Annotated in this window: 28 protein-coding genes and 1 tRNA gene; 11 read left to right on the forward strand and 18 right to left on the reverse strand. The window is 59.4% G+C overall.

What is annotated here, in order from left to right; translation table 11 throughout:
- Positions 1 to 86: 86 nt before the first annotated feature.
- On the forward strand, positions 87 to 1304 hold the full coding sequence (locus C4J87_RS06845) for an SAM-dependent methyltransferase (protein WP_124366186.1): 1218 nt from the start codon (positions 87 to 89) through the stop codon (positions 1302 to 1304).
- 125 nt (positions 1305 to 1429) lie between these two features.
- Here the strand turns inward: C4J87_RS06845 and C4J87_RS06855 are convergent, their stop codons facing one another.
- Entirely contained in the window at positions 1430 to 2446 is a 1017-nt protein-coding gene (locus C4J87_RS06855; protein WP_124366188.1) for a DUF4917 family protein, read from the reverse strand.
- A gap of 123 nt (positions 2447 to 2569) precedes the next feature.
- Here C4J87_RS06855 and yiaY point away from each other — a divergent pair, with 123 nt between their 5' ends.
- On the forward strand, positions 2570 to 3718 hold the full coding sequence (yiaY, locus tag C4J87_RS06860; RefSeq protein WP_124366189.1) for an L-threonine dehydrogenase: 1149 nt from the start codon (positions 2570 to 2572) through the stop codon (positions 3716 to 3718).
- Here yiaY and C4J87_RS06865 read toward each other — a convergent pair.
- The gene (locus tag C4J87_RS06865; protein ID WP_124366190.1) at positions 3685 to 4872 is read right to left on the reverse strand and encodes an MFS transporter; all 1188 of its coding nucleotides are present in this window, start codon (positions 4870 to 4872) and stop codon (positions 3685 to 3687) included. The genes yiaY and C4J87_RS06865 overlap by 34 nt on opposite strands.
- Positions 4873 to 4976: 104 nt before the next feature.
- Positions 4977 to 5783, reverse strand: coding sequence for an aminotransferase class I/II-fold pyridoxal phosphate-dependent enzyme (locus C4J87_RS06870; RefSeq protein WP_124366191.1), 807 nt, complete (start codon positions 5781 to 5783; stop codon positions 4977 to 4979).
- A gap of 352 nt (positions 5784 to 6135) precedes the next feature.
- On the opposite strand from C4J87_RS06870, the gene C4J87_RS06875 reads away from it, so the two are divergent.
- Together C4J87_RS06875 and C4J87_RS06880 are read left to right on the forward strand one after the other, a co-directional pair.
- Positions 6136 to 6810, forward strand: coding sequence for an NAD-dependent epimerase/dehydratase family protein (locus C4J87_RS06875; RefSeq protein WP_124366192.1), 675 nt, complete (start codon positions 6136 to 6138; stop codon positions 6808 to 6810).
- Between the two features lie 92 nt (positions 6811 to 6902).
- Positions 6903 to 8096: a CaiB/BaiF CoA-transferase family protein gene (locus C4J87_RS06880; protein ID WP_124366193.1), complete on the forward strand. Its 1194-nt coding sequence runs from the start codon at positions 6903 to 6905 to the stop codon at positions 8094 to 8096.
- 86 nt (positions 8097 to 8182) lie between these two features.
- On the opposite strand, the gene C4J87_RS06885 is transcribed toward C4J87_RS06880, so the two are convergent.
- A complete protein-coding gene (locus C4J87_RS06885; protein WP_124366194.1) occupies positions 8183 to 8671 on the reverse strand; it encodes a DMT family transporter in 489 nt (162 codons plus the stop codon).
- A gap of 68 nt (positions 8672 to 8739) precedes the next feature.
- On the opposite strand from C4J87_RS06885, the gene C4J87_RS06890 reads away from it, so the two are divergent.
- Positions 8740 to 9657, forward strand: coding sequence for a LysR family transcriptional regulator (locus tag C4J87_RS06890; RefSeq protein WP_124366195.1), 918 nt, complete (start codon positions 8740 to 8742; stop codon positions 9655 to 9657).
- 7 nt (positions 9658 to 9664) lie between these two features.
- Here C4J87_RS06890 and C4J87_RS06895 read toward each other — a convergent pair whose 3' ends face one another.
- Together C4J87_RS06895 and C4J87_RS06900 are read right to left on the reverse strand one after the other, a co-directional pair.
- Entirely contained in the window at positions 9665 to 9949 is a 285-nt protein-coding gene (locus tag C4J87_RS06895) for a type II toxin-antitoxin system RelE/ParE family toxin (RefSeq protein WP_124361707.1), read from the reverse strand.
- A complete protein-coding gene (locus C4J87_RS06900) occupies positions 9939 to 10178 on the reverse strand; it encodes a CopG family ribbon-helix-helix protein (RefSeq protein ID WP_124361708.1) in 240 nt (79 codons plus the stop codon). The genes C4J87_RS06895 and C4J87_RS06900 overlap by 11 nt, the downstream gene beginning before the upstream one ends.
- Positions 10179 to 10278: 100 nt before the next feature.
- Here C4J87_RS06900 and fos point away from each other — a divergent pair, with 100 nt between their 5' ends.
- Positions 10279 to 10689, forward strand: coding sequence for a fosfomycin resistance glutathione transferase (gene fos, locus C4J87_RS06905; protein ID WP_124366196.1), 411 nt, complete (start codon positions 10279 to 10281; stop codon positions 10687 to 10689).
- A 169-nt stretch (positions 10690 to 10858) separates the two neighbouring features.
- Positions 10859 to 11386 (forward strand): DUF4142 domain-containing protein, encoded by a 528-nt coding sequence (locus tag C4J87_RS06910; protein ID WP_057723086.1) that lies wholly within the window; start codon positions 10859 to 10861, stop codon positions 11384 to 11386.
- 53 nt (positions 11387 to 11439) lie between these two features.
- On the opposite strand, the gene C4J87_RS06915 is transcribed toward C4J87_RS06910, so the two are convergent.
- Complete coding sequence (locus C4J87_RS06915) at positions 11440 to 11865, reverse strand: low affinity iron permease family protein (RefSeq protein WP_124366197.1); 426 nt, start codon at positions 11863 to 11865, stop codon at positions 11440 to 11442.
- A gap of 176 nt (positions 11866 to 12041) precedes the next feature.
- On the opposite strand from C4J87_RS06915, the gene C4J87_RS06920 reads away from it, so the two are divergent.
- Positions 12042 to 12824, forward strand: a complete 783-nt coding sequence (locus tag C4J87_RS06920; RefSeq protein ID WP_124366198.1) for a GNAT family N-acetyltransferase — start codon at positions 12042 to 12044, stop codon at positions 12822 to 12824.
- Here the strand turns inward: C4J87_RS06920 and C4J87_RS06925 are convergent, their stop codons facing one another.
- From C4J87_RS06925 to C4J87_RS06950, 6 genes are all read right to left on the reverse strand, one after another.
- Positions 12825 to 13325, reverse strand: a complete 501-nt coding sequence (locus C4J87_RS06925) for a methylated-DNA--[protein]-cysteine S-methyltransferase (RefSeq protein ID WP_124366199.1) — start codon at positions 13323 to 13325, stop codon at positions 12825 to 12827.
- Positions 13326 to 13424: 99 nt separating this feature from the next.
- Positions 13425 to 13757, reverse strand: coding sequence for a hypothetical protein (locus C4J87_RS06930; protein WP_124366200.1), 333 nt, complete (start codon positions 13755 to 13757; stop codon positions 13425 to 13427).
- Positions 13758 to 13953: 196 nt separating this feature from the next.
- A tRNA-Gly gene (locus C4J87_RS06935) sits at positions 13954 to 14027 on the reverse strand.
- Between the two features lie 134 nt (positions 14028 to 14161).
- Entirely contained in the window at positions 14162 to 15046 is an 885-nt protein-coding gene (locus C4J87_RS06940) for an alpha/beta fold hydrolase (RefSeq protein WP_124366201.1), read from the reverse strand.
- 304 nt (positions 15047 to 15350) lie between these two features.
- The gene (locus C4J87_RS06945; protein ID WP_124366202.1) at positions 15351 to 16043 is read right to left on the reverse strand and encodes a pseudouridine synthase; all 693 of its coding nucleotides are present in this window, start codon (positions 16041 to 16043) and stop codon (positions 15351 to 15353) included.
- Entirely contained in the window at positions 16033 to 16245 is a 213-nt protein-coding gene (locus C4J87_RS06950) for a cysteine-rich CWC family protein (protein ID WP_124366203.1), read from the reverse strand. The genes C4J87_RS06945 and C4J87_RS06950 overlap by 11 nt, the downstream gene beginning before the upstream one ends.
- 293 nt (positions 16246 to 16538) lie before the next feature.
- Here C4J87_RS06950 and C4J87_RS06955 point away from each other — a divergent pair, with 293 nt between their 5' ends.
- Positions 16539 to 16892: a hypothetical protein gene (locus C4J87_RS06955; RefSeq protein WP_124361718.1), complete on the forward strand. Its 354-nt coding sequence runs from the start codon at positions 16539 to 16541 to the stop codon at positions 16890 to 16892.
- Positions 16893 to 17037: 145 nt separating this feature from the next.
- On the forward strand, positions 17038 to 17472 hold the full coding sequence (locus C4J87_RS06960) for a DUF3757 domain-containing protein (protein WP_124366204.1): 435 nt from the start codon (positions 17038 to 17040) through the stop codon (positions 17470 to 17472).
- A gap of 4 nt (positions 17473 to 17476) precedes the next feature.
- Here C4J87_RS06960 and C4J87_RS06965 read toward each other — a convergent pair whose 3' ends face one another.
- Complete coding sequence (locus tag C4J87_RS06965; protein WP_124366205.1) at positions 17477 to 18589, reverse strand: enoyl-CoA hydratase/isomerase family protein; 1113 nt, start codon at positions 18587 to 18589, stop codon at positions 17477 to 17479.
- 136 nt (positions 18590 to 18725) lie between these two features.
- Here C4J87_RS06965 and ung point away from each other — a divergent pair, with 136 nt between their 5' ends.
- A complete protein-coding gene (ung, locus tag C4J87_RS06970; protein ID WP_124366206.1) occupies positions 18726 to 19418 on the forward strand; it encodes a uracil-DNA glycosylase in 693 nt (230 codons plus the stop codon).
- Positions 19419 to 19432: 14 nt separating this feature from the next.
- On the opposite strand, the gene C4J87_RS06975 is transcribed toward ung, so the two are convergent.
- The 4 genes from C4J87_RS06975 to C4J87_RS06990 form a co-directional block, all read right to left on the reverse strand.
- Entirely contained in the window at positions 19433 to 20470 is a 1038-nt protein-coding gene (locus tag C4J87_RS06975; RefSeq protein ID WP_124366207.1) for an AbrB family transcriptional regulator, read from the reverse strand.
- The gene (locus C4J87_RS06980; RefSeq protein WP_124366208.1) at positions 20463 to 21977 is read right to left on the reverse strand and encodes a tripartite tricarboxylate transporter permease; all 1515 of its coding nucleotides are present in this window, start codon (positions 21975 to 21977) and stop codon (positions 20463 to 20465) included. The genes C4J87_RS06975 and C4J87_RS06980 overlap by 8 nt, the downstream gene beginning before the upstream one ends.
- Before the next feature lies 1 nt (position 21978).
- Positions 21979 to 22437 carry a tripartite tricarboxylate transporter TctB family protein gene (locus C4J87_RS06985; RefSeq protein WP_124366209.1) on the reverse strand — a complete coding sequence of 153 codons (459 nt, stop codon included), beginning with the start codon at positions 22435 to 22437 and terminating at the stop codon, positions 21979 to 21981.
- A gap of 61 nt (positions 22438 to 22498) precedes the next feature.
- On the reverse strand, positions 22499 to 23488 hold the full coding sequence (locus C4J87_RS06990; RefSeq protein ID WP_164484579.1) for a tripartite tricarboxylate transporter substrate binding protein: 990 nt from the start codon (positions 23486 to 23488) through the stop codon (positions 22499 to 22501).
- Positions 23489 to 23875: the final 387 nt, after the last annotated feature.

Genomic DNA, 23875 nt, shown 5'->3' on the forward strand with positions numbered 1-23875 from the left:
ACGTACCATTGGTCAAATAACTCCGTGCCCTGGCCAGTTATCCCCCCTAAAATGCCCCGCATTCTTTGCCCGAGGCGTTTTTGTTCATGTCCGTCACCGCTCAACCTGCCAGCCCTGCGCCGGATCATCACGCCCAGTTCATCGAACTGCTGAGCGCAAGCCTGGCGCAGAACGCCTTCATCAAGCTGGTGTTGGCCAAATACGTGGGCACGGAAGCCGAACTGCAGCGGCTGATCATCAAGCCCGTGACGGTCAAGGAGCAGCCCTGCCTGTCCTTCGTCTACCGCTACAAGACCCGCGACATCACCAAGAACTTCCCACTGGCGGACGGCGTGGCGGCGATTGCCGAGCTGCTGCCAGCCTCGTTCAAGAACGCACACTTGTTGTCGCTGACGGACGAAGCCCAGCTGGAATACAGCAAGAAGAACAAAAGCTCGCTGTTCAAAAGCAAGCCGCAACAATTGCGTGAGGCGCCATCTGCCGAGCATAACCGCGAGAAAAATCGCTTCCTCGACCTGAGCCGGCCGTTCCTTGCCGACCTGGGCGTGACCGACGCCAGCCAAGCGCTGATCCCGTCGATGTCGCGCAAGTGGAAGCAGATCAACAAGTTCATCGAAGTGTTCAGCCATGCGCTGACATCCTCGCCGTTGCAGCTGGACCAACCCGTGCGCGTCGCCGATTTCGGCTCGGGCAAGGGCTACCTCACGTTCGCGATCCACGACTACCTGCGCAACACCCTCAAGGCCGAAGGCGAAGTGACCGGTGTCGAGCTGCGTCAAGACCTGGTAACCCTGTGCAACGCCGCCGCCGCACGCCTGGAACACCCCGGGCTGGTATTCAAGTGCGGCGACGTGCGCAGCGTCGCGCCGAGCGAGCTGGACGTGATGATCGCCCTGCATGCCTGCGATATCGCCACCGACTACGCGATTCACACCGGCATCCGTTCCGGCGCGTCGATCATCATGTGCTCGCCGTGCTGCCACAAACAGATTCGCTTGCAGATCCAGAGCCCGGTGCTGCTCAAGCCAATGCTGCAATACGGCCTGCACCTGGGCCAACAGGCAGAAATGGTCACCGACAGCTTGCGCGCCTTGTATCTCGAAGCCTGTGGTTATGAGACCAAGGTGTTTGAGTTCATCTCGCTGGAGCACACCAACAAGAACAAGATGATCCTGGCGGTCAAACGCGCCGAGCCGGTGGACACTGCGCCGTTGCTGGAGAAGATTCAGGCATTGAAGGCGTTCTACCACATCACCGAACACTGCCTGGAAACCCTGCTGCGCGCCGATAGTTTCTTGAACTAAGCGCGGGGCCCATGTGGGAGGGGGCTTGCTCCCGATGGCGGTGTGTCAGCCGACACATTCATTGGCTGATCCACCGTTATCGGGAGCAAGCCCCCTCCCACATTTGGTCTTCTTCGTTCACTGGATCAGTGTTCGACTGGCACCGACAGCGCCGGATTACCCAGTGGATGAGTACGCGCGGCAAAGAATTTCAGTTCCATGCCGGTGCCTTGGAATAACTGCGAATACCGCTGCTTCTGCTGACGAATAAACCCGTCGCTGCGCCCCGATACCGAAATCGCCAGGGTGGTGATGTTGGCCTGGCGGATCGCATCCACCAAGTGTTTATCCTGCGGCCCCAGGCCATGGCCGAAGATGCACAGCGCGCCTTCGTGGGTGAGCAACTGTTCATAACAGAACGACAGATAATCCGAGCTGCGGATGGTCTTGAGCTTCTCGTGCACCGGGCCTTCACTGACGAACAGCGGCACGTCGTCCAGGGTCTTGATCGTGTTGTTGATCGCAAAACTGCTGAGCAACGTGCTGTCGGTGGACGGTAGTTTGCGCGCGGTGCCGTCGAGGTTGCGCACCAGGTGCAGGCCGCCGTGCAGGTACAGGATACGCGTGGCGTCGGTGCGGGTATCGCGCAGGTCGAAGCTTGAATCGGCGCTGCGGAACAGGTCGTCAATACCCGGCGTGTGCAGGATCGCCCAGTAGTTGAGCAGGTCGTAGTTGCTGGTGAAGACTGTGGCGTAGCGGGCCATTTCGGTGTTCAGGGCCGTCAGGGTCGAGGGCTGCACCAGACGCCAGGGGATGTGCACGGCGTGGATCGTATTGATCAGCGCTTCCTTGATCGCGTAGTAGCGATTGCGTGGCGCCGCCGAGCTGACTGCCAGGGCCTTGTTGACGCGACTGGTGGTTTTCAGTGCGCCCAGGGCCTGCTCGAAGCTGCGGGTTTGCAGCGCGTCGAATACGCTGAGTTCGGATTGGCCCAGTGGCTTTTCTTCCACTGTGCGGGCGTTTTCAAACAGTGAGTCGTAGGCAAAGTCTTCCCAAATCGTGCGGCTTGCGCCGTTGCCGATCAGAATCCCGTTGAAGTCGATGGCGCCGCGCAGTGCGCTCCAGTCTTCAAGGTGGGCGTCAATATCCTGGAAATCCTTCATTGCGGCGGGTCTACTCGAAATCGGCTGGACGGTGACTTTATCACGAGCCGGCGTTGATCCTGGTCAAGATGCGGCAAGTGGTACCGGTGGATTCTGTGGGTATAAAGCCCCTGAGGATCGACCATGAGCAGCACGTTCTTTATTCCCGCCGTCAATATCATGGGCATCGGCTGCCTCGACGAAGCCATGATTGCCATGCGCAACTACGGCTTTCGCAAGGCGTTGATCGTCACTGACCAGGGCCTGTGCAAAGCTGGCATGGCCAGCATGATCGCCGAAAAGCTTGCGCTGCAGGACATCGATTCGATGGTCTACGATGGCGCCAGGCCCAACCCCACGGTAGAAAACGTCGAAAAAGGCCTGGCGCTGCTGCAACAGAGCGCCTGCGATTTTGTGGTGTCCCTGGGCGGCGGCTCGCCCCATGACTGCGCCAAGGGGATCGCCCTGTGCGCCACCAACGGCGGGCGTATCGGCGACTATGAGGGTGTCGATCAATCGAGCAAGCCGCAATTGCCGCTGGTGGCGATCAACACCACCGCCGGCACGGCCAGTGAGATGACCCGTTTCTGCATCATCACCGACGAAACCCGCCACGTGAAAATGGCCATCGTCGACCGCAATGTCACGCCGCTGCTGTCGGTCAACGACCCGGCATTGATGGTCGCAATGCCCAAGGGCCTCACCGCTGCCACCGGCATGGATGCCTTGACGCATGCCATCGAAGCCTACGTGTCCACCGCCGCCACACCGATCACCGACGCTTGCGCAATCAAGGCGATCGAACTGATCAGCGCCAACCTGCGCCTGGCCGTGCGCGATGGCAGCGACATAGCCGCGCGGGAAAACATGGCGTATGCGCAGTTCCTCGCGGGCATGGCGTTCAACAACGCGTCGCTGGGATTCGTGCACGCCATGGCGCATCAGCTCGGCGGCCTCTACGACCTGCCCCATGGCGTGTGCAATGCGGTGCTGCTGCCTCACGTGCAGAGTTTCAATGCCAGTGTCAGCGCCAAGCGTTTGAGTGACGTGGCGCGCGCGTTGGGGGCCGATATCAAGGGCGTTACCCCGGAAGAGGGCGCGCAGGCCGCTATCGTCGCGATTCGCGCCCTGTCCCAGGACGTGGAAATTCCCGCCGGCCTGCGCGAACTTGGCGCCAAATTGCAGGATATTCCGCTGCTGGCGAGTAATGCGCTAAAGGATGCATGCGGCCTGACCAACCCACGACGGGCGGATCAGCGTCAGATCGAGGAGATTTTTCGCAGCGCGTTTTGATCTGCACGGCAGCGGGCGACGCACACCCCTGCACCGCCCGCCAATGCCACACACAAGAGCGACAATGGCCATGCCTGCTGACTCACCAGCAGGCTCGCCACACCGCCAATCAATGCGGCCATCCACTGATGCATGAAACCGCTCAGCGCCATGGCATAGGAGCCACTTATCGGTGATTCATCGCTGGCCAGTGACAAACTGATCGGGTAACTCATCGACTGCCCCACTATGGCCAGGCAATACGGTAGCCACAGCAGTACGGCGAGCTCGCTGGCAAACACACTGCCCAGCAACATCACTGTCGTTCCCGCCAACACCAACGTCACGCCCCACCCCATCATCATCAACCGTCCCGCGCGAGCGACGAAGCGATTGACCATCAACGCGCCCACCAGATACGCCGCGCTGATCGGCCAGCCCAGCCAGCCGTACTGCGCCGCGCTCCATTCAAAACGCCCCTGCAATATCAACGGTGCACAGGTGTTGAATGCAATGATTATCCCGTAGCCCAATCCGCCAGCCAGTGCCGCATGCAGAAAGGGTGGATACCGCACGATCAGGACATAAGTGCGCCAGGCGCAAACCGACAAATCGACTTTCGCCCGCATTGGGAATTCCACCCGCTGCAGCACCACCATCAACACGACAGCGCCAATCGCTAACCCATAAAAAATCGCCTCCCAACCGAACGTCACCAGCAACAACGAACCCGCGAACTGGCCCACACCTATGGCGATCACAAACGTCATGCCCAGCCACGATAAGCCTTTGGCCAATAACGCACCGCTGAAACTGTCACGCACCAACACCCGCGCCATCACCGAAACACCACCCGCGCCCAAGCCTTGAACCAACCGTAGCGATAGAAAGGCTTCAACGTTGAATGCCGATGGAATCGCCGCGCTGGCTGATGCATAGACCACGAGCGCTGCCAGCAGCACCGGCTTTCTGCCAAAGCGTTCGCCCAGGCTGCCCCATAGCAACATCGGCAATGCCATGCCGACCAGGTAAATCGCCAAGGCCAGTGCTACGTGGTCTTCGGCGCCAGGGAGGGCGTGGGCGATGGCTGGGACTGCGGGCAGGTAGCTGCTGATGCCGACTTGAGCGAGGAAGGCGGAGCAGCAGGCTAGCGTGAGGGTGGTGCTATTTTTCAATGAGGGCCGTCCGTTGCTCAAGGATATGAGAACTTCATCTAAAGTTAGTGTGTTCAAGACGTTTTAGCGTGCTTGAACACATGAGTGTATTGAGAGCGTGTTAGCTAGTTTGTGATTTTGTTTTCTTCTATAAGGGCTAATAGTTTTGAGCAGAATGAACGTATTGTTTCGTGTGTCATATCCGCTCGAAGCGTTATTCTAATTGCCGCCTTTCCGCTAGGCACTACGGGGAAAAATACGGCGGAGGTGAAAAAGCCACTGTCTGCAAGTTGTATGGCGAGTGCGTTTGCTTTTTCAGCTTTGCCACAGGTTACCAAGCGAATAGCGGAGAGTGAGCTTTGTTGGTCGGTGTAAATGAGGCTATCAAATAGTCGGATGTTGGTGCGGAGCTTGTCTTGAAGCATGAGTAGCTCATTAGAGTGGTGTATTTTTATTGACGCCAAACCTGCGCCAATAGCTGCAGAATTTAAGCTTTGGGACCAATTGCTGGGACCGCCATATCGATACATTAAACTTTTTTGTTCGCTACTGCCGAACATAATCAGTCCGCCGGATGCGCCGAATGATTTTCCAAGTGACGCTACGATTAAAGTTTGATCGTCTAGTTCTGGCAGGCGTGGTCGGATAAAACCGCGCCCCTTATCGCCAAATGCGGATAGCGCATGAGAATCATCAAAATAAAGAAATAGTCCGCCTTCCAATATTTTCTCGTTGTAATCAAGACCAAGGTATGAGGTGGTACAGAAGTGATGAAACTTGCGCCCATACTGATCTGCAAGGTAGTTGCGGTCTATAACTGTGGCGTTAATCTCGCAGATTTTACCCGTCTTGGCCGAGCGCCAATCGTTTTCGGAAAGTTCTATTACTTTTTTGTAGTTTGAAAAATTATTTGATGGCTCTGTGCTTACCATTTCTACTCGTCCTTGGCGATGGACGAAAACAGTAGCGGGAAAATTTTTATAGGTTAAGTCAGACGTTTCCCATACCCGCTATCCTAAACGGAAGTTTTGGCGTAAGTCGGTTCCTACATTTTTGAAGGTAAATATGCATCAGTTCGATGATTGTTTGAGCCGTTCGGCGGATAGGTCAAAGACGTATTTAGTGGTGACGTGCTGGGGCCGACATCGAGGCGGGAATGCGATTTGTTGAAGCCGTTCTGTACTGGATTGAGTAAGGTGTGGGGGCGATGGCCTGAATGTGACGATCGGCTTCAAAGATCTGTCTCTCGGGGTGTCAAAACCAGCTGCATGAATGGAGTAGTTGATGAGAATTCTATTATTCGGCGCCACCGGCATGATCGGTCAGGGCGTACTGCGCGAGTGCCTGCTGGCGCCCGACGTGCAGGAAGTCGTTGCCGTCGGCCGCACGTCGTTGACCCAGGAGCACGGCAAACTGCATCAGGTGTTGCACAGCGACATGCTGGATTTCCAACCCCTGGAAAACCTGCTGCAAGGCTTTGATGCGTGTTTCTTTTGCCTGGGTGTTTCCTCGGCGGGCATGAATGAAATCAACTACACCCACCTCACTTATGACCTGACTTTAGTCGCCGCCAGCACCCTGGCGCGGCTCAACCCGCAGATGACGTTTATCTATGTCTCCGGCGCCGGCACTGACAGTTCCGAGACGGGCAAGTCGATGTGGGCGCGGGTCAAGGGCAAGACCGAGAACGCCTTGCTGCGCTTGCCGTTCAAGGCGGTCTATGTGTTCCGGCCGGGGATTGTCCAGCCGTTGCACGGTGTGCGTTCGAAGACGCCGTTGTACCAAGCGTTTTATAGCGTGCTCGGGCCGTTGCTCTCGTTTGTACGTCGGATAAAGCCGAGCTGGGTCGTCAGCACCGAGACCGTCGGCCGTGCGATGTTGCAGGCGGTGAGCCGTGGCGCGCCGCAGCCTGTGGTGGAGCAGGCCGAGATCAATCGCTTGGCCGCCGAGCGTAGCTGATGCTGCACAAAAGCCTGGTGCGCTGCGGTTGGATTTTTCCTGCCCGAGTGCTTTAGCCTCGGTGCACACTCCAAGAATAAGAGGTACATCCGATGACGGCTCCCCTGAACGGTATCAAGGTTATCGAGATCGGCACCCTGATTGCCGCGCCCTTCGCGGCGCGGATGATGGCCGATTTTGGTGCCGAGGTGATCAAGATCGAAGCCATGGGGCAGGGCGATCCGCTTCGCAAATGGCGAAAGCTGCACGAAGGCACGTCGCTGTGGTGGTACCTGCAGTCGCGCAACAAGCAGTCCCTGGCCCTGGACCTCAAGTCGGCAGAAGGCTTGAGCCTGATCAAGCAACTGCTCGGCGACGCCGACGTGCTGATCGAAAACCTGCGCCCCGGTGGCCTGGAAAAACTCGGCCTGGGTTGGGACGTATTGCATGCCCTCAACCCCAAGCTGACCCTGGTGCGCATCTCCGGCTATGGCCAGACCGGGCCCTATCGCGACCGCCCGGGTTTCGGTGCGATCGGCGAGGCCATGGGCGGCATTCGCTACACCACCGGCAACCCGGATTCGCCACCGGCGCGGGTCGGCGTGAGCCTGGGGGATTCGCTTGCGTCGTTGCACGGTGTGATCGGCGCGCTGATGTCGCTGCTGCGGGTCAAGACCGGCCAGGGTGACGGGCAGATCGTCGACGTGTCCCTGGCCGAAAGCGTGTTCAACCTGATGGAAAGCCTGGTGCCCGAATACGACATGCTCGGCCATGTACGTGAGCGCAGCGGCGGTGCCTTGCCCGGTATCGCGCCGTCCAATACCTACCTGACCGCCGACGGCGCCTACGTGGTGATCGCCGGCAACAGCGACCCGATCTACAAGCGCCTGATGACCGCCATCGGCCGCGCCGACCTGGCCGCTGCGCCTGAGTTCGCCCATAACGATGGCCGTGCGGCACAGAGTGGTTTGCTCGACGCGGCAATCACCCACTGGACCAGCAGCCTGCCCATCGAGCAGGTGCTCAGCGCTCTGGAGGCTGCTGAAGTGCCGGCCGGGCGCATCTACTCCGTGGCGGACATTGTCAGCGACCCGCACTACCAGGCGCGGGACATGTTGCTCGATGCCGATTTGCCCGGTGGTGTGTCGGTGAAGATGCCCGGCATCGTACCCAAACTGTCGGAAACGCCCGGCGCGGTGAACTGGCAAGGCCCTGCGCTGGGCCAGCACACCGATGACATCCTCGGCGGCCTGGGCCTGACAGACGCTGACATCCAACGTCTGAAGACCTCGGGAGTGGTGCAATGATCACCGATTATTCCGACCCGATGATTATGTAGGAGGTCTGCCCGCGCCGGGTTTTCGTGTATCAGCATGGCGGTTCGCTGTGGTCGTCAGCCAGCCGTTGCCAATGCACGGGCCGGCGGCGCGCTGAACTGAATCAGCGCGACGCCGCCGATCAACAGCAACGCCCCCACCACGCGGGGCGTTGTGAGTTGGCGCTCCACTAGGCCGGACAGGCCGAAATGGTCGAGCAGCAATGACGCGAGAATCTGCCCGGCCATCGCCAGGGCAACGAAGCCTGATGCGCCCAGCGTGGGCATCAGCACCAATGCCAGCGAGATAAAGCACACGCCGAATGCGCCACCAGCCCACATCCACAGCGGCGCCTGGGTGATAAAGGCCAGGCTCGGCAAGGGCAGCCGTAGGGCGATGATCACCGGCAGCAACACAATGATGCTTACCAACAGCGAAGCCAGCGTCGCCCACAACGGGTGACCGAGCCCGCGACCCAGGTTGGCGTTGATCGCACTTTGAAACGGCACCACGGCACCAGCGATCACCGCCAGCAGCAACACACCCAGCCAATGCAACGTCGTCATGGCGAATCTCCCAGAGGTTTTGCTGGACTCTAGGTTATTCGTCACGCAAATTTAAATTCCAAGTTCTTATGGCGAGCATGCAGCTGATGAATGATCTAAGGCGCATCGACCTCAACCTGTTGGTGATCCTTGACGTGTTGCTCAGCGAGCAACACGTCACCCGCGCCGCCGAACGCCTGCACCTGAGCCAACCGGCGGTCAGCCACGCGCTGGCGCGCTTGCGTGACCTGCTGGGCGACCCGTTGCTGGTGCGTCAGGGCGGCTCATTGATACCAACGGCGCGTGCGCTGGAGTTGGCTACGCCGTTGGCGGAGGCGCTGGCCCAGGTGCAAGCGCTGCTGGCGCCGAACCGCTTTGACCCGGCGTCGGCCAAACGCCGCTTTCGCGTGGCAATGTCGGACTACAGTGCGGCGATTTTCCTACCGGGGTTGGTGCGCTTGTTGCGCCGTGAAGCGCCGGGCATTGACCTGCAAATCATCCAGGCCAGCCGCGAAGGCATGGTCGACGGCGTGCTCAATGGTGATCTCGACCTGGCCGCCGGGGTTTTCCCTGACATGCCTGCCGAACTGCGGACTACGCCTTTATTCGAAGAGCATTACACCTGCCTGGTCGACCGAGACAGCTTGCCGGCAACGGGTGTGCTGGACCTGCCTACCTACCTGTCACGCCCCCATGTCTTGCTGGAAATGCGCGGCAGCGGCACGCCGGAAATCGAGCGTGCGCTGACCGCGATTCGTCAGCGCCGGCATGTGGCCGTCAGCCTGCCGCACTGGGGCGTGGCACCGCAGTTGATTCAGGGCACGGACCTGATCCTGACCGTCTCCTCCCGGGGCTTGTTGAATATCGATCATGCCCAACTGATCGCCGTGCCACCGCCGTTTCATATTCCTTCGTTTGCATTTGAGCTGGCATGGCATGCGCGACGGGGTGGGGATGCGGGGTTGCAGTGGTTGAGTGGGCGGGTGCAGGGTGTGCTAAAGGGCTGATCAGTTGCTACCAGGAGGTCGGTGGTTGGCGGCGGGTATGAAAAATTCGCATCACCTGTAGTCGCCCTTCACGAATACGGTAAGGGACAATGTAGGGCCACCGGGGCACCACCCATTCACGCGTCCCTGGGACGCGCCCGGTTTTTCCCAACGCGGGAAATTGCGCAATGTGTTCAAGCCCGGCCAAAATCGCCTGGACGAACTCGTAGGCGGCTTTGGGGTTTTCTTCAGCAATAAAGGCCGCTTCATCATCCAGGTTTCTGAGGGCTGTCCTCAGCCACTCAACCTGCATTGTTGCGCCATTTGTCAGCGACGGCTTTTACCTCGGCAGCCGTCGCGAAATCCCCCGCATCAGCTTCTTTCAGCGCCTTTTGAATCTCTTCGATTTGCCATGCTTCACGCGTCAAGTATTCACGTAGCGCGTCAACAGCGAGGAACGATTTGCTGCGACCGGTCGCTTTGGCCAGACTGGCAAGCGTATCGGCGACATCGTCCGGTATCCGCAGGGACATAACAGACATACGAACCTCAATGTAGTGATAGGTAGTGCAACATACTACAGTGTCGTCCCATCGATCGATTGTCCCGTTCGTCAGGGGTCTCCTGGAAAAGGAAAAACTTATGCTATCCGGTCTGAATCACCTGACCCTGGCCGTCACCGATCTACAGCGAAGCATCCGTTTCTACCATGAGCTCCTGCAGCTTCGGCTTGACGCCACCTGGGATAACGGCGCCTACCTTTCGCTGCCTGGGCTGTGGTTATGTTTGTCGCTGGACCCGTTGCGTAACCCGATCCCGGCCGCCGATTACACGCATTACGCGTTGACCGTCGAAGCGCACGATCTCATTCCCCTAGTCGCACGCTTGCGAGCCGCTGGCGTGGGGGAGTGGCGCGACAATCGCAGTGAAGGCGCCTCGTTCTATTTTCTCGACCCCGATGGTCACAAGCTCGAAGCCCATGTCGGCGATCTCGCCTCGCGGTTGCAAGCCTGTCGCGCCAAGCCTTATGCCGGAATGAAGTTTTACCCGTAGCCTGGGAACGTGCAGAACTCCGGGTCTGTTTGCCAGCAAGCCCGCCTGAATCAACAACGACCGTTCGTCGCACTGGAAAGTTTTTTCTAAACCTTTGCCTCGAGCAAAATTCGAATCCAGGGCGAGGCGCTGTTTCCTCGCACCTATTTTTGCCCTGGAGGAACCCATCATGAGCCGCATGGCTATCCGGTTACGCACCGCCAGTTTCGCGATGCTGCTGGGCCTCGGCGCCAGCAATGCTTTCGCCCAGTCACCTGCCGAATTCATCGAGCAGGCTTCGGCCAAAGGCATGGCCGATATCGAAACCAGTCGCATGGCCCACGCCAGAACCTCGTCCCAAGAGATCAAGGATTACACCATCGAGGTGATCAATGAGCGCACCCTGGCCAACCAGCATCTGGCGGCTATCGCTAAAAAGCTCGACTTGCCGGTAGCCCCGCGCGAGAAGATCGTCGACAAGGCCGAAACCCTGATGCCCGAACTCAAGGACGGCGACTCCTTCGACGCCGCTTACACCGCGCAACAGGTCAAGGAAAACGAAGACGCCATCGCCCTGTTCAAGCAGGAAGGCGCGGCGTCGCAGGTGCCAGAGATAAAAGCGTTGGTGGATGAGACCCTGCCCAAGCTGCAGGAGCGTCTGGAAAAAGCCCGCGCCCTGGCGTCGACCTACGGCAAGGGGCATCAGGGCGACGGTTGAAGCTCCCTTTGAAATGAAAACGGCGGTTGGATCATCTCCAACCGCCGTTTTTTTCAGGCCTGGTTCAAATTTGTTTTCGGCGCCGCCGCGTCGTCGGCGGCAGGGCCGCAACTGGTGTTGAGGTTCAAGCTGCCGGCTTTGCCGATATCACGATATTCCTGACGTAGCTTTTCAAGCTCCTTACGGTCCAGGCCGTCCAGGCTCAATACGGCGTTCTGCGCATCCTTGGATACACGCAACAGCTCGTCGATCTTGATATGCAGGATGTCATTGTCGCGGTTCTGTGTGTTCTGGATCAGGAACACCATCAGGAACGTGATGATGGTGGTCGAGGTGTTGATGATCAATTGCCAGGTGTCGTTGTAATGAAAGTATGGCCCGCTCAGGCTCCACGCCAGGATCAGCGCCACCGCCGTGTAGAACGTCCTGGGGCTGCCGGCCCAGCGCGACAGGGTTTGGGAGACTGCAGAGAATTTCATGACCGTTTTCCTCAAGAAGGGTGATGAAACTACTGACAGCAGTCGCTCGCTGAAATTTCTTTTTACAACTTATCGGTCGGACAAAAGTAGAGGTTTTTCTGTAGGGCTTTTAGGAGCGGGCCTACGGCGCTGTGAAACCTTGAGCACAAGACTGGGTTTTTGCCTGGTTATTGCTTATGCACGCTGAAAACGCCCATGCCCTATTCGCACGCTATGACTTGACCGAAGCGCATTTTTTTGCGGCGACCTGCGCGATGTATTGTCGACATAGCGCCGGTATCAGCACCTACTTTGCTGAGGAACATTGCGCGCCGTGGAATATGTTGTTTATTCGTCTGGGCAGCGACCCGCTGTGCGAAGCGACGGAGTTACCCCTGGACCTGATCCGTCGTACCTTGATCCCCATTCGTATCGTGATTCCTCAGGAACAGGTCGATGGCTTGCGCGACGTGCTCGCGCAGCTCGGCTTTCAGCCGGCTGAAGAGACCACGGCGATGGTCCTGTCATTGGCGCGCCTTGCGCCATTGATAAACGAGGAAGGTGTGCAGATCAGCCTGACTCGGAACCTGAACGAATGGGCGACTCCGCTCGACAGTGCATTCCTGATAGCGCCCAAAGCGGTCGCGCATTACCAGGCTCGGCACCAGCGAGCCCTGGACGCCGGTGAAGCCCTTTATCACTTCACATTGTCTGTCGAGGGGCAGGTGAGCTGTTCGTTGACCTTGTCGTTATGTGAGGGGGAGGCCCGACTGAGTGATGTCGGCACGCGGGTCGGCTTTCGTGGAAGAGGCTACGCCACTCGATTGATTCAAGCGGCCCTGCTTCACGCCTCGGGCCTGGGGGCTCGTCGGTGTTTTCTCGAGGCCTCGACGCTCGCCGTTGCACTGTATGGAAAGCTCGGTTTCCAACGCTTGTTCGATTGCGCGTCCTTTATTCGCGCAGCTGCCCCACAGCCATGATCAGAACGCCAGTTTCGCCTGGCCGCGATTCTCCAGCGTCAACAGATATTGCTTGGCCTCAAGCCCTCCCGCAAACCCGGTCAGCCCGCCCGAAGCACCCACCACTCGGTGACAGGGCGCAATGATCGAAATCGGATTACGCCCATTCGCCGCCCCGACTGCACGCACGGCTTTCGGGTTGCCGATCTGCTGGGCTATCTGGCTGTAGCTGCGCGTTTCGCCAAACGGAATGGTCAGCAGGGCCTGCCAGACTTGTTTCTGAAAGTCGGTGCCGGCGAAGTCCAACTCCAACTCGAACTGGCTGCGTGTTCCCGCGAAGTATTCGTTTAGCTGGCGCTGGGCTTCCAATAGCACCAGGCTGTTGTTGGTCTCGATCAATTCACCCAGGCGTACGCGGTTGGCGCGCTCTGTTTGCCACAGGATGGCGCCAAGTTTGCCATGGCGCGCCACCAAGGTGAGTTCGCCGACAGGGGAGGGCATGAGTGTGTATTCACAGGGCATGGGCGGGCTCCTCGAAGGGATGCTGAAGCGTACGGCGCTACTGTAAGCCCATCAGGGTATTGGCAAACTACGTTTCTTGCGCTCGAATTTTTCGTGGGCTTAGAAGTTCCAGTAAACCCAATGGCTGACGTAGGAATATACGTAGAGTCGAACGATAAAGTAGAGCGCCATCAGCACGGACGCTGTGCTTAACATTACCAACGACACGGCATTGAGCAGGGTAGCGACCAGGGCGAACACAGTCACGCGTCGGCTGGCGTGACGACGGGCGAACACCACCCCATAGACCGACGCGGCGATTGCTCCGAGCGCCAGCCCCAAGCCCAGGGGATAGGGTGGCCTCGCCAGTGAGACCAGCAGCGGCAGAACCACCACCCAACCGATCACTTGGCGCAGGATGGGCGGTGGCGTGCATTGGTCAGGCTCAAGCATTGCGATACTCCTGATTTCGCGGGAGGCGACGAGCTGACATCATCACAATACCGGTTCGTTGTCGCAGTAAGACTTTACTGAGCCACCGCCACAAGCGTATCGGCACCTGAACGGCAGGCATAAAAAAACCGGCTCCCAGAGCCGGTTTTTTATGCATTTCCTGTCAGGCATGGCATGACAGGAAAGCCAATTTGAGTGGAGCGGGTAGAGGGAATCGAACCCTCAACTAAAGCTTGGGAAGCTTTCGTTTTGCCACTAAACTATACCCGCTCAAAGCGGCTGACTTTGTACCAGATGTTCAGCTGGATTTGAAGTTTTTCTTCGAAAAAATCGCACGTTGCGCGCGCACCGCCCGCAAATGAGCGGCGCCACTGCAGGAACCCGCTCCTACAGTGGGCCTCACTTCAGACCGCCCATGCATGTTGCGTCTGACCCTGCTGGTAGCGTAACCGACTCACCGGCCGCTGCCCTTTCAAAAAGCCTACCACCGCCTCCCGGCTGTCCCGGCATGCCGCTTTATGCTCCATATCCAGGAAATGCCCCGTGGCCTGGATAGTGCTGAAGCTGCTGTGGGTTATATGTTGCCCAAACAGCCTGGCATCCTCGGCGCTGGTGTACTCGTCCCATTCGCCGTTCAGGAATAGCACCGGAATGTCGATCTGCCTGGCTGCATTGAGGTAACACAAGCGATCGCTGTTAAGCACCTGGCTGATGTGGAAGTGCATCTGCCCGTATTCATGCTCGGCAAGGCTGCTGACGTGCTTGTAGTTGAAGCGCTTGAACAGCGACGGCAGATGCTTGCCGATGGTGCTGTTGACCAGATGGCCGACGCGGTCGCGGTCGAGGTTGCCGAGGTAGTCGACGCCGCGCTCAAGGTAGTCGCGCATGGGCGGGTTGATCACCGGGGAGAACGAGCTGATCACCGCCTTTTCAATGCGTCGCGGGCGTTGGGCGAGGGCGAACAGGGCGGCAGTACCGCCCCACGAGAACGAGAGCACGTGTTCGGCGGCGAAGCGCTCGATCAGCTCCAGCAGGATCTGGCCTTCTACTTCCTTTGTCAGCATCCGCTCGTGGCGGTTGTGGATTTTGGAACGGCCGGCGTAGGGCTGGTCGTACAACACCACATTGAATTGGGGGTAAAGGCTTTTCACGGTTTGGGCGAAAGAGGCCGTGGTGGCCATTGAGCCGTTGACCAGAATGATGGTCTTTTCAGCGGCATCCGCGCGATAGAACTCCGTGTAAACCCGGTACTGACCCTGTATATCCAACACAGCGATTTCTGGCCTCATGTCGTAAGACTCCTGGCAAGCGGGTAGGGCGCGCAAATGACTTTGCACGAGCTTTATGACAGGTAGGCATACGCCTGGAAGATGAGCGCCCCTGTCGGCCCGATTGCGGTTGGCCGACAGCGGTTGTCAGGGCGGGATGTTTGCCGGGACGGCCCGTCAATCCAGCACGGGCGGGGCAAGGTGTTTCTTGGAGGTTATAGGTGACTCGCCAGTCATATTTCAACGGGTGAACTTGATTCAAGCACAGACTCGGCAGGTCGCAAGCCGCCTGGCTGGTTTTTTGCCATCAGCGGCTGAACGGTCGTCAGACTTGTCGGATTTCATCGTCAGTCAGGGCTCGGTATTCCCCCGGCGCAAGGGACGGATCCAACTGCAGCGGGCCCATGCGCTCACGGTGCAGCGCGATTACCTTGTTATTGAAGTGCCCGAACATGCGTTTTACCTGGTGATAACGGCCTTCGATGATGCTCAAGCGCGCCGTGGTCGGTCCGAGTAATTCCAGCTCGGCGGGTTGGGTGGTGAGGTCTTCGAACGCGAAGTACAGGCCCGCCTTGAATGTCACCGCGTATTCGGGACCGATTTCCTGCGCTGTTTCCACGCGGTACACCTTGGGCAACTTGGTCGTCGGTTGTGTCAGGCGCCGCGACCACTGGCCGTCGTTGGTGATCAACATCAGGCCGGTCGTGTTGTAGTCCAGGCGCCCGGCAATATGCAGCGTGCCATTGTCCGGCTCATTCAGCAGATCGAGCACGGTAGGGTGTTGCGGATCCGCCGTGGCACTTACGCACCCTTGGGGTTTGTGCAGCATGAAATAGCGCGCCGGTTTGCCCGCCTGCAGCACCTCACCATCAACGCACACCTGGCTGAACTCGCGTACCTCATGGTGAGGATCACTGACCGTTACGCCATCAACGCTGACTCGGCGTTCCACCAACAGCAACCGTACTTGCCTGCGATTGAAGCGCGGCAGGTTGCTGAGGAACCGATCAACGCGCATCAGGGGTGCGCAACTGTTCATCCACTTGAGCGCAACGCGGGCACAGGCAGGCTTTATTGCGCAGTTCGTCAGGCAGCGCGAGGAGTACCGCCGGGTCAATGGTGACATTGAAGCACCAGCACGCCTGGTCAACCGTGCGTGGGTCTGCCAGGGCGCAGTCGTTGACGGCTCCGCAGGCGGGGCAAAGCGTGGGTGTGGTCATGGCAGGGTTGGGCTGTATAGGCAGGTGTGCTCGGCCTTGCACAATACAGCTCGGACCCGCAGCAGGACAATGCCGTCATCGAGAGCAACATGGTATCTGCCTGAAAATGACTGAAACGATATAGCTTGGGCTCCCGTCGGTTGTCCCTACAGGACTTGCGTGTTGATGTATCAAGTTGTTACTGGAACGCACCAGATGTTGTTTTTGATGTCAGATATTGTGTCATTCGGCGCAAGCTGGGTGCCGCTCTCCAGCGTCGCTGGAGGTGCTCTTCCGCGGTCGAGGAGGCCGCCATGTATCGACGACTGCTGCTCACTGCATTACTCGGCCTGACCTTGTCAGCTTGTGTGCCCTACTACGATGGAGGCGCCACTTACTATCGCTCCGAGGTGTATACCGCACCGGCGCCGGCCTATTACTACGGCGGCCCTCGCTATGACAGGGGCAGCTACTACGCGCCGGCTCCACGTTACTATCCGGCCCCGCGCTATTACTCGGCGCCGCGTTATTACCAACCCGCGCCACGTTATTATCCGAGGTCTGCCTACCGGGCGTATCCGAACCAGGGCTGGGGAGGAAATCGTTGGGGAAACGGCGGTCACGGACGGGGTGGTGAGCATGGCGGTGGGCGCGGTGGTCACCGCTGAAGAAAGGCTTTGAACGAAGCGGCGCATGATGCGCCGCTTTTTTTTGCCTGCCATTCGTCGGCACTGTCAGATTTAACAGCTATCTTTGAGGCTCTAGATCTAATTCACTGCGGGAAACGTTGTGTGCTTGTGAAGGAAAGCCTCTATGTTCAAACAACTGATGTGCGTGCTTTTACTCGTCGGCTGCGTCATGGGCCCGGCGGGGGCAAAGCAGTTTTGTCCGGATAAATCGATGATCCAAAACGTCAAAGGCTACTTTCGATACCAGCAGGATGGCGTGCTCTGGCAAGGTCCCAAGGTTGAGCCTAACGAATATATACATAGCTTTCTTGGCGCTTTATTCACGCCTGAAAAGGGCACTGACCGAAAAAACGGCTACGTGGAAAAGTGCGTTTATGAAAACCAGCGTGAAGAGCTGGTCGTTATGCGTCCTTGCATTTCAGGCGCTGCCAACACCATGTCGCTGACCGACAGCTTGCATTGGGAGCTTGGCAAGATTCCGTTCGATCAACAGGTTTATGTCTGCCGTGACAATCAACCCGATAATTGCGCATTCACGATAAATGACTCGCAACGATAGGCTGTCAATAATCGGATAAATCTGCCAGAGGATTCCTACCCTCCCAGGCTTTTTCAAAATGCGCCTGCACCACCGCCTCTGGAATTGTGTTGATATCCGGCCAGTGCCAGTGCGGCGCCTGGTCCTTATCGATCAACCGCGCCCGCACCCCTTCGGCGAATTCCGGATGACGGCAGCAGTTGAGGCTCACCGTGTACTCCATCTGGAACACTTGAGCCAACGACAAATGTCGAGCCCGGCGGATTTGCTCCCACACCAGATGGGCGGTCAGCGGGCAGCCTTCGCTCAGCGTCTTGCCGGCGCGAGCCAGCAGCGGATCAGCATGATCACGCAACTGGCTCAACGCGCGCCAGCCGCAGCGTATGTCACCCACATCCAGCCATTCGTCGATCTGCCCACGGCGCGGCAACCACTGCGCTTCGGGTTGCTGGTCGACGGCTTCCTGGGCGAGGGCCTTGAGCAGGCTGTTGAGCTGCATCGCGCTCTGTTCCTGCCAGTTCAGTTGCAGCAGGCCTTCGAGCAGTTCGTCTTGCTGGTCATCGCGCAGGAAACGGTCGGCCAGGCCCAGGTCCAAGGCATCACGACCATTGATGTGGGCGCCGGTAAGGCCCAGGAACAACCCAAGTTTGCCGGGCAGGCGCGACAAGAACCTGCTGGCGCCGACATCCGGGTACAGGCCGATACTGATTTCCGGCATGGCCAGCCGGCTGGTGGGCGTCACGACACGCACGGACGCGCTTTGCAGCAGCCCCATGCCGCCGCCCAGCACATAGCCGTGGCCCCAACAGATCAGCGGTTTGGGATAGGTGTGCAGGCGATAATCGAGGCGGTACTCCGCGGCGAAAAACTGCGCGGCCAGGGCGGGTACTTCGCCGGGTTGTTCGCGACAGGCCTGCGCCAGGCTGCGCACTTCGCCACCGGCGCAAAAGGCCTTGGGGCCATTGCCGCGCAGCAATACGCAGACGATGTTCGGGTCCTTGGCCCAGGCATCCAGGCGATCACCCAAGGCCAAAATCATCGGCAGGGACAGGGCGTTGAGGGTCTTTTGCGCGTCCAGGCTGGCGATGCCGATGCGGGCGCCGTCGCTGCCGGTCAGTTCTTCGAAGTGCAGGTTCATCGTGACCTCAATCGAGAAGGTGAAGGATGAGTATGATCCCTTCGTGGGAAAGCGCCGGTGGTGTGTCAGATCAATTGACAAGCGGGGTCGGCTTTCCTAGGGTTCGCCTCATTCTTTTTTACAAGACAATTCAACTATGACCGATGGCGACCGTATCAAACTCGAACCCAGCTGGAAACACGCCCTGCGCGATGAGTTCGAGAAGCCCTATATGGCCAAGTTGCGCGAGTTCCTGCGCCAGGAGCATGCGGCCGGCAAGGAGATCTACCCGCCCGGCCCGCTGATTTTCAATGCCCTCAACTCGACGCCGCTGGACAAGGTCAAGGTAGTGATCCTCGGCCAGGACCCGTACCACGGCCCCGGCCAGGCCCACGGCCTGTGCTTTTCGGTGCAACCGGGCGTGCCGGCGCCGCCGTCCCTGGTCAATATCTATAAAGAACTCAAGCGTGACCTGAACATCGACATCCCCAACCACGGCTACCTGCAAAGCTGGGCCGACCAGGGCGTGCTGATGCTCAACACCACCATGACCGTGGAACGCGCCAATGCCAATGCCCATGCGGGCAAGGGCTGGCAGTTCTTTACCGACCGGATCATCGAGGTGGTCAGCGAGCATCAGCCGCATCTGGTGTTTTTGTTGTGGGGCGCCCACGCCCAGAGCAAACAGAAGCTGATCGATGCCACCAAGCACCTGGTGCTGACCTCGGTGCATCCATCACCGTTGTCGGCGTATCGCGGGTTCCTGGGCTGCGGGCATTTCAGTCGCACCAACAAGTTTCTTGAGCAGAATGGCGAGGCGCCGATCGAGTGGCGGCTACCGCCGCTCTGAACGGCGATGAGGATTCAGATGGTTTCCGGCCGGCGGTTCCAATGCCTGAACAACGGCTCCGCCAGAAACAGCACGAACAACAGCCGCATCACCTGCATCGCCGTCACCAACGGCACCGATAGTTGCAAGGTTTCAGCCGTGAGGCTCATTTCGGCGATGCCGCCAGGCATCATGCCCAGGGTCAAGGAGCGCAGGTCCAACTGGGTCAGGGCGCTAAGGCCCACCGCCGCCAATGTTGCCAGTGCCATGGTCAAGGCGGTGCCGATCAACGTGCGCCCCATAAAGGATGGAGCCCTGCGAAAGAACTGGCGGTTGAAGTGACACCCCAAGCCGCTGCCGATCAGCCATTGGCCGATCTGGCTGCCGCCATCGGGCAGGCCGATATGCAGGTCCCAGACCACACTGGCAGTCGCACTCACCAGCAACGGGCCGAACAGCCAAGGGTTCGGCTGGTGCAAACGCTGCCAGCCCCAGGCCACCAGAGCCCCCATCGGAAACAGCAACGCCAGCCACCGCCAATCCACAGGTGCCGGATGAAACTGCGGCGCGCCACCGCCCAGCAAATACTTGAAGATCGCCGGCACGCACAGCACCACTACCAGCACGCGCAAACTCTGCCCCGCCGCAACCCGGCTGAGCACCGCACCATTGCGCGCGCCGAGGTTGACCATCTCCCCGGAGCCGCCCGGCATGCTGGAGAAAAACGCGGTGGCGCGGTCTTCACCGCTGCGGCGCATCAACCACACCCCGACCACGCTCGACAAACTCGTCACCAAGGCGCCGAAGAAGATCAGCCCGAAGTGGCTCATCACCTGTTCGATCACTACCGGCGTGAAGTGCAGGCCGATGCCGATGCCCACCACCCATTGGCCGCATTTGCGCCCGCCGGGAATTTCCGCCAATTGCCAGGGCGTGAGGCAGCGCACCAGGATGATCGCCAGCAACGAGCCGACCATATAGGGCAAAGGCCAGCCGACGAGGCTGGCCAGGTAACCGCCGGCCAGGCCGACCAGCGGTGTTCCCCACCATTGCTTGAAAGTGACCTCAGACATCGGCCACGGCACGACGCTGCAAGGCACGTTTGCGGTAGATGCGCACCAGCGGGAACATCAGCATCAGCGCGGTCAGTACCCAGACGCCGAAGGTGATCGGGCTCGACCACAAGATGTCCAGCGCACCGTTGGAGATCGACAGCGCGCGGCGCAGGTTCTGTTCCATCAGGCCGCCGAGGATAAAGCCCAGCAATACCGGCGACAGCGGAAAGTCGAGCTTGCGCAGGATGTAGCCGAAGATGCCGATACCGACCATCAGAAACAGGTCGAACGTGGTGGCATGCACCGCGTACACGCCGATCGCGGTGATGATGGCGATCACCGGTACCAGCGCCCAGTTCGGCACGGCGAGGATCCGGGTGAAGATGCGGATCATCGGGATGTTGAGGATCACCAGCATGATGTTGGCAATGAACAACGAGGCGATCAGGCCCCAGACAATGTCCGGTTGCTGCTGGAACAACAGCGGTCCTGGGGTGATGTTGTACAGCGACAGCGCGCCGATCATCACGGCCGTGGTGCCCGAACCGGGCACGCCCAGGGTCAGCATCGGCACCAGGGCACCGCAGGCGGAGGCGCCGATTGCGGTTTCCGGCGCGGCGAGGCCGCGCATGTCGCCCTGGCCGAATTTACCGCTGGCACCGGCCAGGCGTTTCTCGGTCATGTAGGCAACGGCCGAGGCCAACGTAGCACCCGCGCCCGGCAGCACACCCATGATGAAGCCGAGCAGGCCGCAACGGATGTTGACTACGAAAACCGAAGACGCTTCCTTCAGGTTGAACATCATCCGTCCGGTGGCTTTGACCGCTTCCTGGCCTCGGTGGGTTTTCTCCAGCAGCAGCAGGATCTCGCTGATGGAAAACAGGCCTAGCACCAACACCACGAACTGAATGCCATCGGTGAGGTGGATGTTGTCGCCGGTAAAGCGATACACGCCGCTGTTGGCATCGATGCCCACCGCCGAGAGGAACAGACCGATCAGCGCCGCCACAAAGGTTTTCAGCGGCTTGTCACCGGCCATGCCGCCCAGGCACACAATGGCAAATACCATCAGTACGAAATATTCCGCCGGGCCGAAGGCAATCGCCCATTTGGCCAGCAGCGGGGCAAACAGCACCATGCCGCAGGTGGCGATAAAGGCACCGATGAACGAACTCCACGCCGACAACGACAGCGCCACGCCGGCCAGGCCTTTGCGGGCCATCGGGTAGCCGTCGAGGGTGGTCATCACGGTGGAGGCTTCGCCCGGAATATTGAGCAGGATCGAGCTGATACGGCCGCCGTATTCGCAGCCCAGGTACACCGCTGCGAGCAGGATCAACGCCGACTCGGGTGGCAGGCCCAGGGCGAATGCGATGGGGATCAACAACGCCACGCCATTGATCGGCCCCAGGCCCGGCAAGAGGCCGACCACGGTGCCGATCAGCGTGCCGCACAAGGCGGTCACCAGGTTGTACGGGCTCAGCGCGACGCCGAACCCCTGGCCCAAATAGCCAAAAGTATCCATATCAGTTCTCCAGTACGTCGAGCAGGCCGAGGGGCAGCGGCACATCCATGGCTTTGTCGAACAGCAGGTACAAGCCGATGGCCATCAGGCCGACGATCACTACGCTGGGCATCCAGCGCCCGCCATACAGGCGTGCCATCGGGATGCCGATCAACAGGCTGCTGAGGATGAAACCCAACGATTCGAAGGTGGCGGCGAACACGATCAACAGCGCTACGCAAATGCCGATCTTGACCAGTGTGTCGCGGTCCAGCGCCGGGTCTTCTTCGGTGTGCTGGGTGGGTTGCGGGCGAAACAGCATGTAGATCAGCGCCAGGCTCATCAGCCCGAGCATCAGCAGCGGAAAAGCGCGAGGCCCGACCGGCTCGTAGGAAAACGCCGCCTGATACGGCCAGGCCATCAGGGCGAGGCCGGCGCAGGCCAGCAACAGTACGGCGGCGAAAATGCGTTGTAAGAGCATGGTGAACTCCTGGGCCACACCGCGTGTTTAAGCGGGCGTGGCCGCGCGAAAGCGGGGGCGTTTACTGGATCAGGCCGAACTCTTTGGCCAGCACTTTGTAGTCAGCCACCTGTTTTTTCACGTAGGTGTCCAGTTCCGGGCCTGTCATGGCGAACGGGAACAGCTCGCGCTGGTCACGCAGCTTGGCGAACTCGTCGGAAGCCAGCAGTTTGTCGAACGCATCCTTCCACCAGGCGTAGTCGGCATCGCTGACTTTTGGCCCGAGGTAGAAGCCGCGCACCACTGGCCAGACGATGTCATAGCCTTGCTCTTTGGCGGTCGGGATGTTCTTCATTTCCGGCTCGTCCAGGCGCTGCTCGGAGAACACCGCCAACAAGCGCATGTCGCCGCTGAGGATGTGCGGCATGGAGTCGGAAATATCGGTGCTGCCCACCTGAATGTGGCCACCGAGCAACGCGGTAGCGATTTCGCCGCCGCCTTCCAGCGCGACGTAACGCAGCTCGCGCGGGTTGATCCCGGCGGCCTTGGCAATCAGGGCGGTTTGCATCCAGTCCTGGCTGCCAACCGTGCCGCCGGAACCTATCACTACGCTGCCTGGATCTTTCTTCAAGGCTTTTACGAGATCGTCGAGCGTCTTGTAGGGCGAATCACTTTTCACTGCGATGGCACCGTAACTGGTGCCTACCGCTGCGAGCCAGCGCACGGCGCTTTCATCGAAGCGACCGAACTTGCCCTGGGCCAGGTTCAGCAATGAACCGCTGGACCAGGCCACCAGGGTACCTCCATCCGCAGGGCGCTGAGCGACCACCGCGTTGTAGGCCACTGCGCCCACGCCGCCTGGCATGTAGGTCACGCGCATCGGCTTGCTCAGCAGTTTCTGGTTGACCAGCGCGCTTTGTGCCAGCTTGCAGGTCAGGTCAAAACCACCGCCCGGGGAAGCCGGGGCGATGCATTCAGGGCGCTTGGGTTCGTCGGCGGCCAGCAGTTGGCCGGCAAACAGCATGCAGCCGGCGGTAATGGCAACTTTACGCAGTGAAAGGGTCATGGTGATCTCCGTATTTTTGTTATGAGTGGCTTAGCCGCGTGCGCTGCTGTGCCTGGCGTTGCGCGAGCGCACGGCCACCGTCTTCGAAGACGGCAAGGGCAGAGTGGTGTGAGTAAGGCGGGAATTTCTTGCAGGCGGGCGAGCCTGGGGCTGTGTCGACAGCATCGTGGTGCACTCCGTTATTGTTCTTATTTTGGCGAAAACGCTTCGAGGCGTTTTTCGGGCGCTACGGGTGAGGTAGCTCGGCGGGCGTAACCACCGTGACTGGATGCTAAAGGGCGAAGCTTTCACTAACCTTTCAGTTGCCTTTCAATGTTTTCGGGCTTCACAGGGCAGGTTGCGCCTGTAAACTGCCCGCCAAAGCGTGGCGTCGCCCACGCCTGCACGAGGTAG

Origin of the sequence: Pseudomonas sp. R1-43-08, from assembly GCF_003852255.1 — a bacterium.
Taxonomy (GTDB): Bacteria; Pseudomonadota; Gammaproteobacteria; order Pseudomonadales; family Pseudomonadaceae; genus Aquipseudomonas.

What these genes read in the sequence shown, in the direction of transcription:
- C4J87_RS06945 (WP_124366202.1), bottom strand. Translation starts at nt 16,043, where the DNA reads ATGCGCGTTGATCGGTTCCTCAGCAACCTGCCGCGCTTCAATCGCAGG.
- C4J87_RS06980 (WP_124366208.1), bottom strand. Translation starts at nt 21,977, where the DNA reads ATGGATACTTTTGGCTATTTGGGCCAGGGGTTCGGCGTCGCGCTGAGC.
- ung (WP_124366206.1), top strand. Translation starts at nt 18,726, where the DNA reads ATGACCGATGGCGACCGTATCAAACTCGAACCCAGCTGGAAACACGCC.
- C4J87_RS06955 (WP_124361718.1), top strand. Translation starts at nt 16,539, where the DNA reads ATGTATCGACGACTGCTGCTCACTGCATTACTCGGCCTGACCTTGTCA.
- C4J87_RS06950 (WP_124366203.1), bottom strand. Translation starts at nt 16,245, where the DNA reads ATGACCACACCCACGCTTTGCCCCGCCTGCGGAGCCGTCAACGACTGC.
- C4J87_RS06890 (WP_124366195.1), top strand. Translation starts at nt 8,740, where the DNA reads ATGGCGAGCATGCAGCTGATGAATGATCTAAGGCGCATCGACCTCAAC.
- C4J87_RS06985 (WP_124366209.1), bottom strand. Translation starts at nt 22,437, where the DNA reads ATGCTCTTACAACGCATTTTCGCCGCCGTACTGTTGCTGGCCTGCGCC.
- C4J87_RS06920 (WP_124366198.1), top strand. Translation starts at nt 12,042, where the DNA reads ATGCACGCTGAAAACGCCCATGCCCTATTCGCACGCTATGACTTGACC.
- C4J87_RS06895 (WP_124361707.1), bottom strand. Translation starts at nt 9,949, where the DNA reads ATGCAGGTTGAGTGGCTGAGGACAGCCCTCAGAAACCTGGATGATGAA.
- C4J87_RS06940 (WP_124366201.1), bottom strand. Translation starts at nt 15,046, where the DNA reads ATGAGGCCAGAAATCGCTGTGTTGGATATACAGGGTCAGTACCGGGTT.
- C4J87_RS06925 (WP_124366199.1), bottom strand. Translation starts at nt 13,325, where the DNA reads ATGCCCTGTGAATACACACTCATGCCCTCCCCTGTCGGCGAACTCACC.
- C4J87_RS06900 (WP_124361708.1), bottom strand. Translation starts at nt 10,178, where the DNA reads ATGTCTGTTATGTCCCTGCGGATACCGGACGATGTCGCCGATACGCTT.
- C4J87_RS06960 (WP_124366204.1), top strand. Translation starts at nt 17,038, where the DNA reads ATGTTCAAACAACTGATGTGCGTGCTTTTACTCGTCGGCTGCGTCATG.
- C4J87_RS06875 (WP_124366192.1), top strand. Translation starts at nt 6,136, where the DNA reads ATGAGAATTCTATTATTCGGCGCCACCGGCATGATCGGTCAGGGCGTA.
- C4J87_RS06880 (WP_124366193.1), top strand. Translation starts at nt 6,903, where the DNA reads ATGACGGCTCCCCTGAACGGTATCAAGGTTATCGAGATCGGCACCCTG.
- C4J87_RS06910 (WP_057723086.1), top strand. Translation starts at nt 10,859, where the DNA reads ATGAGCCGCATGGCTATCCGGTTACGCACCGCCAGTTTCGCGATGCTG.
- C4J87_RS06845 (WP_124366186.1), top strand. Translation starts at nt 87, where the DNA reads ATGTCCGTCACCGCTCAACCTGCCAGCCCTGCGCCGGATCATCACGCC.
- fos (WP_124366196.1), top strand. Translation starts at nt 10,279, where the DNA reads ATGCTATCCGGTCTGAATCACCTGACCCTGGCCGTCACCGATCTACAG.
- C4J87_RS06975 (WP_124366207.1), bottom strand. Translation starts at nt 20,470, where the DNA reads ATGTCTGAGGTCACTTTCAAGCAATGGTGGGGAACACCGCTGGTCGGC.
- C4J87_RS06930 (WP_124366200.1), bottom strand. Translation starts at nt 13,757, where the DNA reads ATGCTTGAGCCTGACCAATGCACGCCACCGCCCATCCTGCGCCAAGTG.
- C4J87_RS06870 (WP_124366191.1), bottom strand. Translation starts at nt 5,783, where the DNA reads ATGGTAAGCACAGAGCCATCAAATAATTTTTCAAACTACAAAAAAGTA.
- yiaY (WP_124366189.1), top strand. Translation starts at nt 2,570, where the DNA reads ATGAGCAGCACGTTCTTTATTCCCGCCGTCAATATCATGGGCATCGGC.
- C4J87_RS06915 (WP_124366197.1), bottom strand. Translation starts at nt 11,865, where the DNA reads ATGAAATTCTCTGCAGTCTCCCAAACCCTGTCGCGCTGGGCCGGCAGC.
- C4J87_RS06965 (WP_124366205.1), bottom strand. Translation starts at nt 18,589, where the DNA reads ATGAACCTGCACTTCGAAGAACTGACCGGCAGCGACGGCGCCCGCATC.
- C4J87_RS06855 (WP_124366188.1), bottom strand. Translation starts at nt 2,446, where the DNA reads ATGAAGGATTTCCAGGATATTGACGCCCACCTTGAAGACTGGAGCGCA.
- C4J87_RS06885 (WP_124366194.1), bottom strand. Translation starts at nt 8,671, where the DNA reads ATGACGACGTTGCATTGGCTGGGTGTGTTGCTGCTGGCGGTGATCGCT.